18 protein-coding genes are annotated in these 16,223 nt (G+C 73.5%); 12 read left to right on the top strand and 6 right to left on the bottom strand.

Translation table 11 applies throughout. From position 1 onward, the window contains the following. Window positions 1-48: 48 nt before the first annotated feature. Complete coding sequence (locus CP977_RS19760; RefSeq protein WP_152370577.1) at window positions 49-918, bottom strand: LysR family transcriptional regulator; 870 nt, start codon at window positions 916-918, stop codon at window positions 49-51. Between the two features lie 146 nt (window positions 919-1,064). Between CP977_RS19760 and CP977_RS19765 the strand changes: the two genes are divergently transcribed. The 3 genes from CP977_RS19765 (at window position 1,065) to CP977_RS19775 (ending at window position 3,047) form a co-directional block, all read left to right on the top strand. After that, window positions 1,065-1,991: an EamA family transporter gene (locus CP977_RS19765; RefSeq protein WP_229991411.1), complete on the top strand. Its 927-nt coding sequence runs from the start codon at window positions 1,065-1,067 to the stop codon at window positions 1,989-1,991. A gap of 348 nt (window positions 1,992-2,339) precedes the next feature. After that, window positions 2,340-2,585, top strand: a complete 246-nt coding sequence (locus CP977_RS19770) for a hypothetical protein (RefSeq protein WP_152370578.1) — start codon at window positions 2,340-2,342, stop codon at window positions 2,583-2,585. 102 nt (window positions 2,586-2,687) lie between these two features. Next, on the top strand, window positions 2,688-3,047 hold the full coding sequence (locus tag CP977_RS19775; protein WP_152370579.1) for a hypothetical protein: 360 nt from the start codon (window positions 2,688-2,690) through the stop codon (window positions 3,045-3,047). A gap of 86 nt (window positions 3,048-3,133) precedes the next feature. Here CP977_RS19775 and CP977_RS19780 read toward each other — a convergent pair whose 3' ends face one another. Then, window positions 3,134-3,718, bottom strand: a complete 585-nt coding sequence (locus CP977_RS19780) for a hypothetical protein (RefSeq protein WP_062753060.1) — start codon at window positions 3,716-3,718, stop codon at window positions 3,134-3,136. 137 nt (window positions 3,719-3,855) lie between these two features. Here CP977_RS19780 and CP977_RS19785 point away from each other — a divergent pair, with 137 nt between their 5' ends. After that, on the top strand, window positions 3,856-4,041 hold the full coding sequence (locus CP977_RS19785) for a DUF1272 domain-containing protein (protein ID WP_062753058.1): 186 nt from the start codon (window positions 3,856-3,858) through the stop codon (window positions 4,039-4,041). 240 nt (window positions 4,042-4,281) lie between these two features. Here the strand turns inward: CP977_RS19785 and CP977_RS19790 are convergent, their stop codons facing one another. Next, a complete protein-coding gene (locus tag CP977_RS19790; RefSeq protein WP_062753056.1) occupies window positions 4,282-4,704 on the bottom strand; it encodes a hypothetical protein in 423 nt (140 codons plus the stop codon). Between the two features lie 261 nt (window positions 4,705-4,965). Between CP977_RS19790 and CP977_RS34160 the strand changes: the two genes are divergently transcribed. Continuing rightward, window positions 4,966-5,109, top strand: coding sequence for a hypothetical protein (locus CP977_RS34160; protein ID WP_159057765.1), 144 nt, complete (start codon window positions 4,966-4,968; stop codon window positions 5,107-5,109). Between the two features lie 83 nt (window positions 5,110-5,192). Here the strand turns inward: CP977_RS34160 and CP977_RS19795 are convergent, their stop codons facing one another. After that, complete coding sequence (locus CP977_RS19795; RefSeq protein ID WP_152370580.1) at window positions 5,193-5,849, bottom strand: maleylpyruvate isomerase family mycothiol-dependent enzyme; 657 nt, start codon at window positions 5,847-5,849, stop codon at window positions 5,193-5,195. Between the two features lie 137 nt (window positions 5,850-5,986). On the opposite strand from CP977_RS19795, the gene CP977_RS19800 reads away from it, so the two are divergent. The 6 genes from CP977_RS19800 to CP977_RS19825 all read left to right on the top strand — a co-directional run bounded on the left by CP977_RS19800 (window position 5,987) and on the right by CP977_RS19825 (window position 13,798). Then, entirely contained in the window at window positions 5,987-6,412 is a 426-nt protein-coding gene (locus tag CP977_RS19800) for a hypothetical protein (protein ID WP_152370581.1), read from the top strand. Window positions 6,413-6,585: 173 nt separating this feature from the next. Further along, complete coding sequence (locus tag CP977_RS19805) at window positions 6,586-7,386, top strand: TIGR03084 family metal-binding protein (RefSeq protein WP_152370582.1); 801 nt, start codon at window positions 6,586-6,588, stop codon at window positions 7,384-7,386. Beyond that, window positions 7,386-9,083, top strand: coding sequence for an acyclic terpene utilization AtuA family protein (locus CP977_RS19810; protein ID WP_152370583.1), 1,698 nt, complete (start codon window positions 7,386-7,388; stop codon window positions 9,081-9,083). The genes CP977_RS19805 and CP977_RS19810 overlap by 1 nt, the downstream gene beginning before the upstream one ends. A 34-nt stretch (window positions 9,084-9,117) precedes the next feature. Further along, a complete protein-coding gene (locus CP977_RS19815; RefSeq protein WP_109185103.1) occupies window positions 9,118-10,716 on the top strand; it encodes an acyl-CoA carboxylase subunit beta in 1,599 nt (532 codons plus the stop codon). 8 nt (window positions 10,717-10,724) lie between these two features. Next, complete coding sequence (locus tag CP977_RS19820) at window positions 10,725-12,620, top strand: acetyl/propionyl/methylcrotonyl-CoA carboxylase subunit alpha (protein WP_152370584.1); 1,896 nt, start codon at window positions 10,725-10,727, stop codon at window positions 12,618-12,620. A gap of 44 nt (window positions 12,621-12,664) precedes the next feature. Then, entirely contained in the window at window positions 12,665-13,798 is a 1,134-nt protein-coding gene (locus tag CP977_RS19825; protein WP_062753043.1) for an acyl-CoA dehydrogenase family protein, read from the top strand. Here the strand turns inward: CP977_RS19825 and CP977_RS19830 are convergent. Continuing rightward, complete coding sequence (locus CP977_RS19830) at window positions 13,752-14,336, bottom strand: hypothetical protein (RefSeq protein ID WP_152370585.1); 585 nt, start codon at window positions 14,334-14,336, stop codon at window positions 13,752-13,754. The genes CP977_RS19825 and CP977_RS19830 overlap by 47 nt on opposite strands. 207 nt (window positions 14,337-14,543) lie before the next feature. Here CP977_RS19830 and CP977_RS35535 point away from each other — a divergent pair, with 207 nt between their 5' ends. Beyond that, entirely contained in the window at window positions 14,544-15,335 is a 792-nt protein-coding gene (locus CP977_RS35535) for an excalibur calcium-binding domain-containing protein (RefSeq protein ID WP_372460623.1), read from the top strand. 16 nt (window positions 15,336-15,351) lie between these two features. Here CP977_RS35535 and CP977_RS19845 read toward each other — a convergent pair whose 3' ends face one another. Continuing rightward, window positions 15,352-16,221 carry an alpha/beta hydrolase family protein gene (locus CP977_RS19845; RefSeq protein ID WP_229991410.1) on the bottom strand — a complete coding sequence of 290 codons (870 nt, stop codon included), beginning with the start codon at window positions 16,219-16,221 and terminating at the stop codon, window positions 15,352-15,354. Between the last annotated feature and the right edge of the window lie 2 nt (window positions 16,222-16,223).

Here is a 16,223-nt window from a genome sequence, read left to right on the forward strand (position 1 = left end):
GGTGGTCCCGTACGGGAGGAGCCGTACGGGAGGACTCGTACCGGAGCTTCAGGGAGCCGTACCGGTCTCCGCGACGATCTCGCGGGCCAGCGCCGCCAGCGCCTCCGTCGCCGGATGCGGGAAGGCGTCGCGCCAGGCCAGGACGACCGGGAGCGGGGGCGCGTCGGGGAGGGGGCGGTAGGCGACGCCCGGGTACGGATGGAGGGCGGCCGTCGAGGCGGAGGAGACGCCGACGCCCCGGCCGGCGGCGATGGCGGTGAGCCAGTCGTCGGTGTTGGCGACGGTCAGGGTGGCCGCCGGGCGGGCGGCGGCGGGCCACAGGGCGAGGGTGGTCGCGCCGGAGACGGTGTTGAGGACGACCGTCTCGCCCACCAGGTCGCCGAGCGCGAGCCGGGACCGGGCGGCGAGCGGGTGGTCGGAGGGCAGCGCGGCCACCCGGGGCTCCGTGGCGAGCTCCTCGGTGACCAGGCCGGGCGCCTCCACCGTGCCCCGGAGCAGGGCGGCGTCGACCTCGCCGCGGGCGAGCCCGGCGGTGCGGTCGTCGACGCGGAGGAGTTCGAGCGGGGTGCCGGGGTGCTCCCGCTGCCAGCGCCGGAGCAGGGGAGTGGTGTACGGGCCGAACGCCGACCAGGCGTGCCCGAGGCGCAGGGGGCGGCGGCGGAGCCCGGCCGGGTCGACGGCCGCGTCGAAGGCGGCGAGGGCGGTGGCGGCCCGGTCCCGGAAGGCGAGCCCCTCGGAGGTGAGGGCCAGGTGGTGGGTGGAGCGGTCGACCAGCCGGATGCCGAGGTGCTGCTCCAGGGCGGCGAGCGTGCGGGAGACGGCGGGCTGGGTGAGGTGGAGCCGGGCGGCCGCCCTGGTCAGGCTGGACTCCTCGGCGATGGCGAGGAAACAGCGGAGGTGGCGCAGCTCGATGCTCATGCGTCGGGAGCATAAACGCAGCGCAATCGGCATTTCCGCTGCCGCGCGAGGAGCCGTACGGTGAGGTGGCGCCGGGCGGGTGACCTGCCCGACGCACCTTCGTACGTGCCGTACGTCGTGTCTCGTGTCGTGTGGAGGAGCAGCCGGTGGACAGTCCGGTCAAGGACGTGACCCCGGTCGCGACGGCGACGGCCGCGGAGCCTCGGGGAGTCCCCGTACGGGACAAGGCGCCGGGCGGTCGGCTCGGGCCGGTCGCCCTGGTGGTCACGAGCGGGCTCTCCGTACAGTTCGGGGCCGCCGTCGCCGTGCTCCTCATGCCGCGCGCCGGCGCCCTCGGCGTCGTCACGCTGCGGCTCGTGCTCGCCGCGGTCGTGCTGCTCGCCGTCTGCCGGCCCCGGGTCCGCGGCTACGGCCGGGCGGACTGGGGGACGATCGTCGCCTTCGGCACCGCCATGGCGGGGATGAACGTCCTCATCTACCAGTCGTCGAGCCGGATTCCGCTCGGCGCCGCCGTGACCCTGGAGGTCCTCGGCCCGCTGATCCTCTCCGTGGTCGCCTCGCGCCGCTGGACGAACCTGCTGTGGGCCGGGCTCGCCCTGGTCGGCGTCGTCCTGCTCGGCGGGGGCGGCTTCGACCGCCTGGACCCGCTGGGAGCGGCCTTCGCGCTCGGGGCGGGCGGCATGTGGGCCGCGTACATCGTCTTCGGCGCCCGCACCGGCCGCCGCTTCCCGCAGGCCGACGGGCTCGCGCTCGCGATGGCCTTCGGCGCGGTCCTGAGCCTGCCGCTCGGCATCGCGGAGGCGGGCGGCAGGCTCCTCGTACCCTCCACGCTCGCCCTGGGCCTCGCGGTCGCCCTGATGTCGTCGGTCCTGCCGTACACCCTGGAACTCCTCGCTCTGCGCCGCATGCCCGCGCCCACCTTCGCGATCCTGATGAGCCTGGAACCGGCCGTCGCGGCCCTGGCCGGCTTCCTCGTCCTCAGCCAGGCCCTCTCCACCACCGACGCCCTGGCCATCACCCTCGTCATCGCGGCGAGCATCGGCGCGGTCCGCACGACCCGCGCGAAGGGATAGGGCCTGTCCGGCGGATCAGGGCCGGGGCCGCGGCGGTCCGGACGGCCCCGGGGTCATTCCGTCCGCCGGCGGGCCCGCTGCACCTCGCCGTGGACGGCCCAGACATCGGTGACGGCCCCGAGCCCTTCACCGGCTGACCGCCCGCGCCCGGGCACCCCGCTGTCGTGCCCCACCCAAGTTGCTTCGCATGTCGGCAGGTGTCCCAACGTGGCTTGATGAAAAGGGGTTTGAGCGGCACGTGCCAGTGGCAGACACCATGTGCTGATACCTCCCCCCCCGGGGCGAGCGGAGCCCCGGAGGGGGGCCACTGGGAAATGGGGGGTGGTCATGTCAGTCGATCCAGGCAGCATGACACCGGAGCAATACCAGGCCTACGCCGACAAGATGGCCGCGGACGCGGAAAGGTTCTACGACCGCATAGAGGCAAGTGAGGCACAGCCCGGCCCGTCCGAGGACGCGGCCACCTCGACGGGCAACGATTTCCCGACGGCCGACCACGACGACTCCGACACGTCCAACTCCACCGCCTACGACCCGTCCGACGACGTCGACACCATGGACGACTTCGAAGACTTCGACGACGACCTCTTCTGAGGCCAGGAGCTTCACCCTCTCTCCACTCATCGCATGCCGTGGGCCCTACCGGGCTGGGTGCTGCCCGCACGGCTACGGGGCCTTGAAAAGGACTGGAGTCTCATGGCAGTGAAGACGATCGAGGAAGCGGACCGGAAGGCCCGGAACATCGTGCACGGCTGGTGCGCGGCGGCCACCGCCGTGAGCTGGGTGCCGGGCAGCACGCTCGTGCTCGGCATGGCGGACATGAAGATGGTGAACGACGTCGCCAAGGTCTACCGGGTGCAGTCGTTCAGCATCGAGGGAGTCACCGCGGCCATAGGCGGGGCCGTGGCCGGGCGCGGCACGTCGGAAGCCGCGCTGGTGTGGTTTCCCGTCGTCGGCTGGGGCATCAAGGCACTGATCGCGGGAGGGGTCACCAAAGCGGTCGGGGAAATCGTGATCAGCTACATGCGGGAGCGGTCGCCGCTCGTCGCCAAGTGATCCGGGGCGGAGACGACATCGGAAGATGACGGTGCGGACACCGGCCGCGGACGTTCGTTCCGCGGCTCGGTGCCGGTCCCCGGCGTTCAGTCGAAGAGGTCCAGCAGGTCCGCCCAGGAGCCGTTGTCGGACGAGCGGGCTCGCATCGGGCGGGGGTCCGGGTAGGTGGTCGTCGCGGCCCTCGCGCGGACGGCTTCCGGGCCGCCGCACGCGGCGACCGCGAAGTCGCCGAAGATCCTGGCGAACGCGGCCGGGTCGCGGAACTCCACGCCGTACGCGCGGCCGTCGTGCAGCGGCACCCACACCACCCGGTCGGACCGCGTCCACTCCGCCACCGGCCGGTCGTCCGCCGTCGACCGGCCCTCCAGCCACAGCCTCGCCACGTGCAGCAGGTTCACCCGGTCCATCGGCAGCCGCTTGCGCCGTACGCGCAGCTCGTGCGTCGTCAGGGTGACCAGGTGGTCCTTCCTCGGGTACCAGGCGCCGCCGATCCCGAACGGCACCCACAGCAGGATCCCGATCATCGGCCAGACCAGGGCGTCGCCCCACGACCGGATCAGCCCGCCGTCGAGCAGGTACAGGGCCCCGAAGACCAGGGCCCACTTCGCCGTCATCCGCCAGAACCCGGTGCCCTGCCGGTACAGGACCCGCCGCTTCCCCGTCGTCGTCATGCCCGCACGCTATCCGCCGCCCTGCCGGCCGCGACGGGCGGCCCGATTCCGTCGAAATCCGGCCACCGGACTGTTGAGACGGGCGGGGCGGGTGAGGAGCATGGGGGACACAGCCGTACGAGGAGGGGAGCGGGCGCATGGCCCTGGAGATGCGTGACCGGTGCGAACGGTGTCGGGTGGCTGTCCTGCCGCTCGACGGGCTCGCGCGGATCTGTTCGTACGAGTGCAGCTTCTGCGTGCCGTGCGCCGACGCCCTGGGCAGCATCTGCCCCAACTGCGGGGGCGAACTCGTCCCGCGACCGCGGCGCTTCGCCCCGGTGTAGGGGCCGGTCGGAAAACTTCGTGGGCGGCGCGCATGCCGCCGGACTTCCCGGGCACACGGAGGGGGAGCGCGTGGGACCGCTCCAGAACGCCGGGCCCGTGGTTCCCCCCGTACCGCGGGCCCGGTGAACGCAGGACGCGCGGCCCGTACACCTGGCGGAGGTGCGGGCCGCGCGCCGCTTTTCGCGCCCACCCGACGTGCCCACCCGACGTGTCGGCACCGCCGTCCGGGTCGCCGGGCCTCAGGCCGCGGCCCTCCTCCCGTACCGCTCGCGCGTGGTGAAGTTGCAGCCCAGGAGCAGGGCGAGGATCGGGACGGCGGTCAGGGCCGCGGGCGTCAGGCCCACCGCCAGGCAGCCCGCGAGCGTCACCGCCTGGACGGCCGTGGCGCGTCCGAGCGCGGTGCGCAGGGGCAGGGTCCCGCCGATCGCCCTCCTGAGTCCGTGGCCCGTCCAGGCGTTCGCCGCGATGACCAGGGCCCCGCAGGTGAACGAGACGATCATGGTCGGGGTCCTGGGGGCCGGTCCCGTCTCCTCCGGCTCGTCGGGGCCGAGTCCGCCGGCGACCAGAAAGACGACGACGAAGCAGAGCATCGCCAGCAGGAGGATCTGCCCGGCCGTGAGCACCATGGCGCCGATCAGGGAAACGCGGTGACCGGTTTTCATGACTCTCCTCGGGAGGGGATGGGGGTGCGCCCGGCCGGGAGGTGGGTGGGGCGGGGCATGGATGGGGGGTGGGGCATGTAGGGGAGGGCGCGTGCTGGTCGGGAAGCGTACTGGCCAGGTGGCGTGCTGGTCGGTCTGTATCCAGGTGCCGACAGCTCCGATTCGCGGGGCGAGCCTATCCAGAACGTCACATGCGCAGTCGCGGTTTTGTACACATACAGCGCATGACGGGTGGGGGTGGCGGAGTGCTTCACTGGAGGCATGAATTCGAAGGCAGACACCCGCCCCGCGTTCGAACTCCGCGTCGGCGGTCTGCACTTGACCGTTCAGCGCGTCCCCGGGTGGCTCGTCGCCCTGTTCACCACCGCGTCCGGGGTGGCGGGAACGTGGTGGGTCCAGAGGTGAGGACCGGAGCCCCTGCCGGACCCGGGGCGGCGTGGGCGCGGGCGTGGTCGAGTGCGCCCTCGGCTTCGCCGCCCGGGACCTCCTCAGCCCGAGCGCAGTCTGGCGCGCAGGATCGCCACACCCTCCCCCTCAAGGTCCTCGCAGGCCACCGCGCGGCCTGCCATCGCCATCACCAGCGAGAGGGTCGGCCCTCGGAGGGGAGCGCCCGAGCCGGTGGTGAACGGTCCGTCCGTGGCCTCGGCCCGCAGGCCCGTGAGGGCGGTCTTGCCCGCGACGGTGAAATCGCGGCCGGCGAAGAACCGGGCCACGGCGGTCGTCGTGGTCACCGGGGGCGTCCGCACGAGCCCCAGGGGGCGGCGGATGTCCTCGCCGTGGACGACTATTTCGCCCAGCCAGGCCGCAGTGTGTCCTGTCGGCCCGGTGCGCCCGGCGACGACTTCGCGGAATCGCCGCAGAGTCTCTTCGGGCGTGGTGCCGCGGTGCTGTGCGAGCCGTCGGTCGTTGTGCAGATCGGGGTCGAACCGCGCTGCCAGCATGCTCAGCAGCCAGCGCCCCATCCCCGTACTGGCTCCTGCCGTCAGATGGGCCACGACCTCCTCCACGGTCCAGCGTTCGCACAGTGACGCCTTCGCCCACTGGGCCTCGTCGAGTGCGGCGAGGTCCTGGGCGAGCGCCGACCGCTCGACGTGGATCGCCTGTTCCAGGGCTTTCCGGGTTTCCGTGACGCGTGGTTCGGGCATGAGGCGGTCTCCAGAGATCGGGTGTTCTCCATCAGACTCCTCGCGCTGCCCGAACTCATCGGTCGCCCCTGTGCTGCGAACCTGTTCGGCCAGGGTCTATGAACCCTGTGTATACACGGCGCGTATAGTTGGGGAGCATGGCAGCACCCGCATCCGCACCCGCCCCCGCCGCCCCGCGCCTGCTCAAGGCGCTGATCGTCTCGTCGGTCGGCGTCGCGGCGTCCCATCTGGTCCTGTCCGACACCCTCTACCTGTCGCTCGCCGCCCAGGCCTCCGCAGCGCTCGGGGCCGGGCCCGGGTACTCCTCCCAGCAGGCGTTCACCTCGGCGCTCGTCAACACCTTCCTGCTCATGCCGCTGGTCCTGTGGATCGGCATGCGGATCACGGGGGAGCGGAAGGTCGGTCCGGTGGTGCTGGTGGGGACCGCCGGGTGGGTCGTCGCCGTCGGGAACGGCATCGACGCGATCGACGACCGGCCCGGCGCGATCCTCCCCCTGGGCTCGCTCCTTCTCGTCGTCGGCGCCACCGCGCTCGCCTCGCTGATGCGGCGGACCCGGACCTGAGTCCGGGCCCGGAGCTCGCTCCGAGCTCTTTTCGAAACTAAAGCAAGCACGCTTGCTTGTTTCTCTCTCCGCTGCCATGCTCCTCCGCGAAGGCCCGTGCCCGTGACCGTGCCCGCGTCGCATCCGCGACCGTGCCCGTGCCCGCGACCGCCCGTCCCCGAGGGGAGCGCACCGTGTCCGACCCCGTCGTCCTCCTTGACGACCTGCGCGACGAGAGTGACGAACTCGACCGTCTCGTGAGCGAGTTGAGGGAGGAGGAGTGGAAGACGTCCACCCCCGCGCCCGGCTGGACGATCACCCACCAGATCGCCCACCTCGCCTGGACCGACCGGGCCGCCCTCCTCGCCGCCACCGACGCCGACGCCTTCGCCGCCGAGACGGAGAAGGCCCTCGCCGCCCCCGACCGGTTCGTGGACGAGGGCGCCGAGGAGGGGGCCGCGCTCCCGCCCGCCGTCCTGCTCGACCGCTGGCGCACCGACCGCGCGCGGCTCCAGGAGGCCCTGCGCGCCGCCCCGCCCGGCGCCCGCTTCCCCTGGTACGGGCCGCCGATGAGCGCCCCCGCGCTGGCCACCGCCCGGCTGATGGAGACCTGGGCCCACGGCCAGGACGTCGCCGACGCCCTCGGGGTCGTCCGCGCGCCGACCGCTCGCCTCCGGCACGTCGCCTGGATCGGTCACCGCGCCCGCGACTACGCCTACCTCGTCCGGGGCGAGCAGCCCCCCGCCGAACCCTTCCGGGTGGAACTCGTATCACCCGGAGGGGAGTTGTGGACGTACGGGCCCGAGGGCGCCGTCCAGAAGGTCACCGGGCCCGCCCTCGACTTCTGCCTCCTCGTCACCCAGCGCGTCCACCGCGACGACACCGCCCTCACCGCCCACGGCCCCGACGCCGCGCACTGGCTCACCATCGCCCAGGCCTTCGCCGGTCCGGCGGGAGCCGGACGTCAGGCCCTCGCCACCTCCGAGGAGCCCTGATGGTCCTCCGCATCGGCAACGCCTCCGGCTTCTACGGCGACCGCTTCGACGCCGTCCGCGAGATGCTCACCGGCGGCGGCCCCGGGGGAGACCTCGACGTCCTCACCGGCGACTACCTCGCCGAACTGACCATGCTCATCCTCGGCCGCGACCTGCTCAAGGACCCGGCCACCGGCTACGCCAAGACCTTCCTGCGCCAGATGGAGGAGGGTCTGGGCCTCGCCCACGAGCGCGGGACCCGGATCGTCACCAACGCCGGCGGCCTCAACCCCGCCGCCCTCGCCGACGCCCTGCGCGCCCTCGCCGACAAGCTCGGCCTGCCCGTACGGGTCGCGCACGTCGAGGGCGACCGGCTGCCCGCCCGGGACGGCGTCCTCGCCGCCAACGCCTACCTCGGCGGCGCCGGCATCGCCGCCTGCCTCGCCGCCGGTGCCGACGTCGTCGTCACCGGCCGCGTCACCGACGCCGCCCTCGTCACCGGGCCCGCGCAGTGGTACTTCGGCTGGGGCCCGGAGGAGTACGACCGGCTCGCGGGCGCGGTCGTCGCCGGGCACGTCCTGGAGTGCGGCACCCAGGCCACCGGCGGCAACTACGCCTTCTTCCGCGACCACGACCCGGCCCTCCTGCGCCGCCCCGGCTTCCCCGTCGCCGAACTCCACGACGACGGCTCCTGCGTGATCACCAAGCACCCCGGCACCGGCGGCCTGGTCGACGTCGGCACGGTCACGGCCCAGCTCCTCTACGAGACGGCGGGCGCCCGCTACGCCGGACCCGACGTGACCGCGCGCCTCGACACCGTGCGGCTCACGCGGGAGGCCCCCGACCGGGTCAGGATCGAGGGCGTACGGGGCGAGGCCCCGCCGCCCACCCTCAAGGCCGGGCTCAGCCGCCTCGGCGGCTTCCGCAACGAGGTCGTCTTCGTCCTCACCGGCCTCGACGTCGAGGCCAAGGCCGCGCTCGTACGGGACCAGATCGAGGACGCCTTCGTACGGGGCGGGTCCCGTCCGGCGGAGGTGCGGTGGGACCTCGTCCGTACCGACCGGCCCGACGCCGGCACCGAGGAGACCGCGAGCGCCCTGCTGCGGCTCGTCGTCCGCGACCCCGGCCCCGACGCCGTCGGCCGGACCCTTACGGGCGCCGCCATCGAACTGGCCCTCGCCAGCTACCCCGGCTTCCACGTCACCGCCCCGCCCGCCAAGGGTTCCCCCTACGGGGTCTTCGAGACGGTGTACGTGGACGCCGCCGAGGTCCCGCACACGGCCGTCCTCCCCGACGGGACCCGTCAGGGGATTCCCGTACCGCCCCGCACCCGCGCCCTCGAACCCGTACCCGAGCCGGAGCTTCCGGAGCCGCCCGCCGACGGGCCCGTCCGCCGCGCCCCCCTCGGCCGGATCGCCGGGGCCCGCAGCGGCGACAAGGGCGGCGACGCCAACGTGGGCGTGTGGGTCCGCACGGACGGGGAGTGGCGGTGGCTGGTCCACGCGCTCACCGTCGAGCGGTTCCGCGCGCTGCTGCCCGAGACGGCCGACCTGCCCGTCGTCCGGCACGTGCTGCCGAACCTGCGGGCCCTCAACTTCACCGTCGCCGGGATCCTCGGCGAGGGCGTCGCCTCCCAGGCCCGCTTCGACCCCCAGGCCAAGGCCCTCGGCGAGTGGCTGCGCTCGCGCGACGTGGACGTACCGGAGGAACTGCTGTGACCGCCGTATCGAAGGCCTCCCGAGAGGAATCCCCGTGACCGTCCTCGCCTCCGCCCTCGACACCGGCGGACCCGACTACGCCGACGCCCGCGCCGCCATGCTCGACAAGCTCGCCGCCCTCGACGCCGAGCACGCCAAGGCCCTCGCGGGCGGCGGCGAGAAGTACACGGCCCGGCACCGGAAGCGCGGCAAGATGCTCGCCCGGGAGCGGATCGAGCTCCTGATCGACCCCGACAGCCCCTTCCTGGAACTGTCGCCGCTCGCCGCCTGGGGCAGCGACTACACCGTAGGGGCCTCCCTGATCACCGGCATCGGGGTGATCGAGGGCGTCGAGTGCCTGATCACCGCCAACGACCCCACCGTGCGCGGCGGCGCCTCCAACCCCTGGACCCTGAAGAAGGCCCTGCGCGCCAACGAGATCGCGTACGCCAACCGCCTCCCCGTCGTCTCCCTCGTGGAGTCCGGCGGCGCCGACCTGCCCTCCCAGAAGGAGATCTTCATCCCGGGCGGGGCGCTCTTCCGCGACCTCACCCGGCTCTCCGCCGCCGGCATCCCGACGATCGCGGTCGTCTTCGGCAACTCGACGGCCGGCGGCGCGTACGTCCCCGGCATGTCCGACCACGCCGTGATGATCAAGGAGCGGTCGAAGGTGTTCCTCGGCGGTCCGCCGCTGGTGAAGATGGCGACGGGGGAGGAGAGCGACGACGAGTCCCTGGGCGGCGCCGAGATGCACGCCCGGACCTCCGGCCTCGCCGACCACTACGCCGTGGACGAGGCCGACGCGCTCCGTCAGGCCCGCCGGATCGTCGCCCGCCTCAACCACCGCAAGGCGCACCCCGATCCGACGTTCGCGGAGCCGCCGAAATACGACGAGGACGAACTCCTCGGGATCGTCCCCGGCGACCTCAAGACCCCGTTCGACCCGCGCGAGGTGATCGCCCGGATCGTGGACGGCTCCGACTTCGACGAGTTCAAGCCGCTGTACGGGCCGAGCCTGGTCACCGGCTGGGCGTCCCTGCACGGCTACCCGGTCGGCGTCCTCGCCAACGCGCAGGGCGTCCTCTTCGGCCCCGAGTCGCAGAAGGCCGCGCAGTTCATCCAGCTCGCCAACCAGCGGGACGTTCCGCTCGTCTTCCTGCACAACACCACCGGCTACATGGTCGGCAAGGAGTACGAGCAGAGCGGCATCATCAAGCACGGCGCGATGATGATCAACGCCGTCTCGAACTCGAAGGTCCCGCACCTGTCGGTGCTCATGGGCGCGAGCTACGGCGCCGGGCACTACGGCATGTGCGGCCGGGCCTACGACCCCCGGTTCCTCTTCGCCTGGCCCAGCGCCAAGTCCGCCGTCATGGGCCCGCAGCAGCTCGCGGGCGTCCTGTCGATCGTGGCGCGGGCGTCGGCGGCGGCGAAGGGGCAGCCGTACGACGACGAGGCCGACGCCGGTCTGCGGGCCCTGGTCGAGGCGCAGATCGAGTCCGAGTCGCTGCCGATGTTCCTCTCCGGACGGCTCTACGACGACGGGGTCATCGACCCCCGCGACACCCGCACGGTCCTCGGGCTGTGCCTCTCCGCGATCCACACGGCACCGGTCGAGGGCGCGCGCGGCGGCTTCGGCGTCTTCCGAATGTGAGGCGAGTCATGATCTCCAGGCTGTTGGTCGCGAACCGGGGCGAGATCGCCTGTCGCGTCTTCCGCACCTGCCGCGACCTGGGCGTCTCCACCGTCGCCGTGTACTCCGACGCGGACGCCGGCGCCCTGCACGTACGGGAGGCCGACGCGGCGGTACGGCTGCCGGGGGCCGCGCCCTCGGAGACGTACCTGCGCGGCGACCTGATCGTGAAGGCGGCCCTCGCGGCGGGCGCGGACGCCGTCCACCCCGGCTACGGCTTCCTCTCCGAGAACGCCGACTTCGCCCGTACGGTGATCGACGCCGGGCTCGTCTGGATCGGCCCGCCCCCGGCCGCCATCGAGGCCATGGCGTCGAAGACCCGCGCCAAGGAACTCCTCGGCATCGAGCCCCTGGACCCGGCCCGGGTCGCGGAGTCCGACCTGCCCGTCCTGGTGAAGGCGGCGGCGGGCGGCGGTGGCCGCGGCATGCGGATCGTACGAGAACTGGCCGATCTGGCGGGGGAGTTGGAGTCGGCGTCGGCGGAGGCGGCGAGCGCGTTCGGGGACGGCGAGGTCTTCGTCGAGCCGTACGTGGAGGACGGGCGCCACGTCGAGGTGCAGCTGCTCTGCGACGCCCACGGCACGGTCTGGGCGCTCGGCACCCGCGACTGCTCCCTCCAGCGCCGCCACCAGAAGGTGATCGAGGAGGCTCCGGCCCCCGGCCTGCCCGCCGCCCTGGAGGCCTCCCTCCTCGACACGGCCGTGCGCGCCGCCAAGGCCGTCGGCTACGTCGGCGCGGGCACGGTCGAGTTCCTCGTCGCGGACGGCCGCGCGCACTTCCTGGAGATGAACACCCGCCTCCAGGTCGAGCACCCGGTGACGGAGGAGGTGTACGGGGTGGACCTCGTCGCCCTCCAGCTCGCCGTCGCCGAGGGCGCGAAGCTGCCGCCGGAGACCCCGGCCCCGCGCGGCCACGCGATCGAGGCCCGGCTGTACGCGGAGGACCCGGCCCGGGGCTGGGCCCCGCAGACGGGCGCCCTGCGCCTCTTCGACGTACCGGGAGGGGTCCGGCTCGACACCGGGTACGCCTCCGGGGACGCGATCGGCGTCCACTACGACCCGATGATCGCCAAGCTGACCGTCCACGCCCCCACCCGCGACGGGGCCGTCCGCAAGCTCGCCCGCGCCCTGGAACGGACCCGCATCCACGGCCCGGTCACCAATCGGGACCTGCTCGTCGCGTCCCTCCGCCACCCCGAGTACGCGACGGCGGACCGCCTCGACACCGGCTTCTACGACCGGAACCTGCCCGCGCTCACCACCGCCCCGGAGGGCGCGGAACCGGCGGCCGTCGCCGCTGCGCTCGCCGCCGCCTCCGCCCGCCGGGGCCGCTTCGGCGGCGGCTGGCGCAACCTCCGCTCGCAGGACGAGACGCGGACGTACGGAGGGACGGGCGGCGATCACGAGGTCCGCTACCGGCCGACGCGGGACGGCGGCTACGAGGTCACCGCGCCGGAAGGGGTACGGGTCGTGGCGGCGGCCCCGGACCGGGTGAGCCTCGAAACGGCCGGAGTCGTACGCCACTTCGACGTGACCGCCTACGAGGACAGAACGGTCCACGTGGGAGGCCACCGCCTCACCGCCCGCCCCCGCTTCACCGACCCGCGCGAGCAGACCGCGCCCGGCTCCCTGCTCGCCCCCATGCCCGGCACCGTCGTCCGGGTCGCGGACGGCCTCGCCGTCGGCGACGCGGTCACCGCCGGGCAGCCGCTCCTCTGGCTGGAGGCCATGAAGATGGAGCACCGCGTCACCGCTCCCGCCTCCGGCACGCTCACCGCGCTCCACGCCGCCCCCGGCCGCCAGGTCGAGGTCGGTGCCCTGCTCGCCGTCGTACGGACCGAAGAACGGCCCGAAGCGCAGTCCTGAGAACGGCCCGTCGTACCGCCCGATGCACAGGAGGACCCGTCCGCATGAGCACCATGATCGAGACCGAAGAACTCACCGCCCTCCGCGCGGCCGTCTCCGCGCTCGGCCGGCGCCACGGCCCCGGCTTCGACCGGGCCGAGCTGTGGGCCGAGGCCGGGAAGCTCGGCTACCTGGGCGTGAACCTGCCCGAGGAGTACGGCGGCGGGGGCGGCGGCATGGCCGAGCTGTCGATCGTCCTGGAGGAGGCGGGCGCGGCCGGCGCGCCGCTCCTGATGATGGTGGTGTCGCCCGCGATCTGCGGCACGGTCATCGCCCGGTTCGGCACGGAGGAGCAGAAGCGGGCCTGGCTTCCGGGGCTCGCGGACGGCACGAAGACGATGGCGTTCGGGATCACCGAGCCCGACGCCGGGTCGAACTCGCACCGGATCACGACCACGGCGACCCGCACCGAGGAGGGCTGGGTCCTCAACGGCCGGAAGGTCTTCGTCTCGGGCGTGGACATCGCGGACGCGACCCTGATCGTGGGCCGCACGTCGGACGCGCGGACGGGCAGGCTCAAGCCCTGCCTCTTCATCGTGCCGCGCGACGCCCCCGGCTTCGGGCGCCGCCACATCGAGATGGAACTCGACGCGGACGAGAAGCAGTTCGAGCTGACCCTCGACGACGTGCACCTGCCCGAGGACGCGCTCGTGGGCGACGAGGACGCGGGACTCCTCCAGCTCTTCGCGGGGCTCAACCCGGAGCGGATCATGACGGCCGCGTTCGCGATCGGCATGGGCCGGTACGCGCTCGCGCAGGCCGTGACGTACGCGAAGGAGCGCCAGGTCTGGAAGGCCCCGATCGGCGCCCACCAGGCCGTCGCCCACCCGCTGGCCCAGGCGCACATCGAACTGGAGCTGGCCCGCCTGATGATGGCGAAGGCGGCGCAGCTCTACGACGCGGGTGACGACTTCGGCGCGGGCGAGGCCGCCAACATGGCCAAGTACGCCGCCGCCGAGGCCTGCGTGAAGGCCGTCGACCAGGCCGTCCACACCCTCGGCGGCAACGGCCTCACCAAGGAGTTCGGGCTCGCCCGCCTGATCACGGCGGCCCGCGTGGCCCGGATCGCCCCCGTCAGCCGGGAGATGATCCTCAACTACGTGTCCCACCAGACGCTGGGGCTGCCGAAGTCGTACTGACGGCCTTGGCGGCCTCGACGGCCTCGTCGTCCGCCCGGCGGACCTCGCCGGTGACGAGGACGAACAGGGCCACAGCGGCGAGTGCCGTGCCCGGGATCACCGTCATGCCGCGCTGATCGCCCTCCCGCACCGCCTCGTACTCCCGCCGGTCGACCTCGACGGTGCCGCGACGGCCGGACGTCTCGAAGACGACGTACCGGCCGTCGCGGACCTCGGCGTCCTGCCGGCTGTCCGAGGTGGCGGCGTCCACCGCGCACAGCACGACACCGGCGCCGATCAGGGCAACGAGCGCGAGTCGCGGCCGGCCGGGCAGGCAGCGGAAGGCGAGCCGATGGAGGTCCCGGTCGAAACCGCCGAAGAGGCCCCGGAAGAAGGCCCAGCCCATGAGCGGAAAGAGGGTGACGCCGCTCAGGAGCGCCAGGAACCTCGGGGAGGGCAGCGGGAGGCTCCCCGGCAGCAGGGTCAGCCCGGCCACCAGGAGCATCAGCGCACTCGTCCCACCCGCGAGGACGGCGTGCACCTTGGAGCTCGTTCTCATGCCCCCACCCTTCCGCCCCGCCCGACCGCGCGCACTGCCCGCTCCCGGCAGTCCCGCGCCGTCTTCCCGTCCGGTACGAGACCCGCGGAACGCCCGGCTCCACGCAGCGTCTCGATTTCCGTACGGAGGGTGCCCGTTCGTGAACATCGTGTGTACGATCTCGTCACTTCGTGCACAACCGGTGCACATTCACCGGGGGAGACGCACGTGTACCCGCCGCCGCATTCGCACCCGTACGCCCCCGCGCCCCCGCCCCTCCGGCGCTGGTGGCAGCACCCCGCCCTGATCATCACCCTGCTGGTGATCTTCCCGCCGGCCGGCATAGCCCTGGCCTGGACGAGCCTCTGGAAGAAGTCGCAGAAGATCGTGGCGACCGTGCTCTCGGGCCTGTGGTTCCTGTTGTCCCTCCTCCTCCAGGACCCGCCGGAGGAGGACACGAAGGCGGACCGGCCGACGGCCACCGCGTCCCCGAGCCCCACCCCGACGCCGACCCCGACTCCGACCCCCACCCCGTCGGAGACGGAGGAGGTCCCGGTGATGCCCTCGCTCGTCGGCGGCGCCTACGCCTCCGCCGAGCCGATCGTCACCGCCAACCTGGGCCGGGCCTACGCCGCCTACAAGGACGTGGACCTCCCCGCCGAGTACGGCACGTGGCTGGTCTGCTTCCAGCGCCCGGACGCCGGCGCGCCGGTCACGTCCGCGGTGCCGGTGGTGTACCTGACGGAGCCGGGCGTCCCGTGCCCGGCGTCGCCGAACACGGTCCTCCACAAGCCGACCCCGAAGCCGACCCCGCCCCCGGCCCCGAAGCCCCGGCCCACCACCCAGCCGCCGACGGTGGCCCCGGAACCGGAGCCCACGCAGGAGGCCGTCGAAGAGAACGTCTACTACCGCAACTGCACGGCCGTCCGCGCGGCCGGAGCCGCCCCCATCCGCCGCGGCGACCCCGGCTACGCCCGCCACCTCGACCGCGACGGCGACGGCGTGGGCTGCGAGAACTGACGCCGGTACGGCCCGTTCAGACGAGGTGCCGCCGGAAGAACGCGGCGGCCTCACCGCCGACCCGGAAGCGGACGTCCGGGTCGGCGGGCTCCGCGGCGAAGAAGTCGTCGTGGCGGACGTCGGGACCGGCCGAACGGCCGCTCGCGGTGGGGATGTTCTCCAGGTACGGCCGGGTGTCGGTCCCGTACGGGGCGATGGTGTCCGCCCCGCCCCAGCGGATGTCCACGGGCACCCGCACGGCCGCCAGGCTCTCCGGGGAGACGAGCCCGCCGACCCCGGGGGCCACCTGGAAGACCGCCCGCACGCGGGGGTCGGAGAGGTCCGCCCCGGCGGCGTCCAGCGCCCGCCGCGAGGTCTCGTCCACCGGGTGCTTCGCGCGCAGCGCCTCCAGGAGGCCGGGGAACTCGGGGGTCTCCGGCAGCGGGACCTCGCCCGTCAGGACCGCCCACAGGACCTCCGGGACGACCCGGGCCCCGACGAGGGCCGCCGCCGTGTAGCCGCCGAGGGAGAAGCCCGCCGCGCCCACCGGGCCGAGGGGCCGCTCGCGGTCGAGCGCGTCGAGGACGAAGGTCACGTCCCGGGGCCGCTCCCACACGTGCAGGAAGCCCTCGGGCTCGTACCCGTCGACGTGGTTGTTGCCGTGGTGGTCGAGGGCGACGACCCGGAACCCCGCCCCGCGCAGGGGCCCCGCCAGCCACTCCATGTCACCGCCGGAGCCCCCGGTCCCGTGCGACACGACGACCAACGGCGCGGGGTCGGACTCCGGACGGTCCGGCTCCCACAGGTAGACCCGTACGGGACGGGGGTGGCCCGGGTCCCGCAGGTCCCGCCGGGACTCGTCGTACAGGACGCGTATCAGGGGCCGTTCGGGCCGGGAGGTCGTCACGG

The organism is Streptomyces cinereoruber (assembly GCF_009299385.1).
GTDB lineage: Bacteria > Actinomycetota > Actinomycetes > Streptomycetales > Streptomycetaceae > Streptomyces > Streptomyces bikiniensis.

Bases quoted from the DNA above. Each gene is read 5' to 3' on its own strand.
- CP977_RS19770 (WP_152370578.1), top strand. From the start codon at position 2,340: ATGACACCGGAGCAATACCAGGCCTACGCCGACAAGATGGCCGCGGAC.
- CP977_RS19830 (WP_152370585.1), bottom strand. From the start codon at position 14,336: ATGAGAACGAGCTCCAAGGTGCACGCCGTCCTCGCGGGTGGGACGAGT.
- CP977_RS19810 (WP_152370583.1), top strand. From the start codon at position 7,386: ATGGTCCTCCGCATCGGCAACGCCTCCGGCTTCTACGGCGACCGCTTC.
- CP977_RS19800 (WP_152370581.1), top strand. From the start codon at position 5,987: ATGGCAGCACCCGCATCCGCACCCGCCCCCGCCGCCCCGCGCCTGCTC.
- CP977_RS19820 (WP_152370584.1), top strand. From the start codon at position 10,725: ATGATCTCCAGGCTGTTGGTCGCGAACCGGGGCGAGATCGCCTGTCGC.
- CP977_RS34160 (WP_159057765.1), top strand. From the start codon at position 4,966: ATGAATTCGAAGGCAGACACCCGCCCCGCGTTCGAACTCCGCGTCGGC.
- CP977_RS19795 (WP_152370580.1), bottom strand. From the start codon at position 5,849: ATGCCCGAACCACGCGTCACGGAAACCCGGAAAGCCCTGGAACAGGCG.
- CP977_RS19825 (WP_062753043.1), top strand. From the start codon at position 12,665: ATGAGCACCATGATCGAGACCGAAGAACTCACCGCCCTCCGCGCGGCC.
- CP977_RS19785 (WP_062753058.1), top strand. From the start codon at position 3,856: ATGGCCCTGGAGATGCGTGACCGGTGCGAACGGTGTCGGGTGGCTGTC.
- CP977_RS19775 (WP_152370579.1), top strand. From the start codon at position 2,688: ATGGCAGTGAAGACGATCGAGGAAGCGGACCGGAAGGCCCGGAACATC.
- CP977_RS19780 (WP_062753060.1), bottom strand. From the start codon at position 3,718: ATGACGACGACGGGGAAGCGGCGGGTCCTGTACCGGCAGGGCACCGGG.
- CP977_RS19760 (WP_152370577.1), bottom strand. From the start codon at position 918: ATGAGCATCGAGCTGCGCCACCTCCGCTGTTTCCTCGCCATCGCCGAG.
- CP977_RS19790 (WP_062753056.1), bottom strand. From the start codon at position 4,704: ATGAAAACCGGTCACCGCGTTTCCCTGATCGGCGCCATGGTGCTCACG.